1 protein-coding gene is annotated in these 738 nt (G+C 45.0%); it reads right to left on the reverse strand.

What is annotated here, in order from left to right:
- A partial coding sequence (locus H1S01_RS20530; protein ID WP_188042182.1) for a DNA primase occupies positions 1-690 on the reverse strand: 690 nt, incomplete at its 3' end.
- Positions 691-738: the final 48 nt, after the last annotated feature.

The following is a 738-nucleotide window of genomic DNA, read 5'->3' on the forward strand; positions in this document are numbered from 1 at the left end:
TATCGCCGGACAGTCCATTTGCCATAAGGTCATTGCGTCGATTTCGCTTTCCACCAGATACGCCTTAGCGGGCATATGCCGATGAATTAAATGCAAGCCATAGAGATGGTTCCGGATTGGGTGTCCGCCAGAGTAATACCAGAATCGTTTATCATGGACGCTACGGAACTTGATATTGACTAATTGTCCTCGTTTATCCAGCCAAGGTAATGTGATTGCCTTGGCCTTTTTGTCGTATCCGACTTGGAACAGACGCTGTGTCTTTTCCATAATTCCTCTTTTTTTAGCCAAGTACGGGTGCCGAAACCGGTATCGAAGCAACGTATCGCTCAAAAAAGGAGTTAACCGTTCCTCTTTCGTGGACAGTTGAATGGAAAGCTCCATGGATTCAATCGAACCCGGATAAAAACTGTACATTAATAGCAGATAATCTTGGGTTTCTTCATACGTCTCATTACGCAAAAAACTCAGTATTTTAATAAAGTTGCCCTTTTTCCACTCGTCGTCGACTCCTCCACCATCGATCCATACACCAGAATCTAAGCAAATCGAAAAAGACGGATGGCGATCCACTCGAAAGGGCGAGCATGCGTAAAAGTTGTTCGTTGACCATCGGGGCTTTTGCCAATCGTATTTTTGTATCTCTGCGGTCACATCCACTTCGACATCAATTCCTCGAATACGAACCACTTAAGCACTTTTCTCTATCGTCGGATTCCGATAGTGCGGAGCCAGCAT

The sequence above is a fragment of the Heliobacterium chlorum genome, from assembly GCF_014502795.1.
In the GTDB taxonomy this organism is placed as follows: Bacteria; Bacillota; Desulfitobacteriia; order Heliobacteriales; family Heliobacteriaceae; genus Heliobacterium; species Heliobacterium chlorum.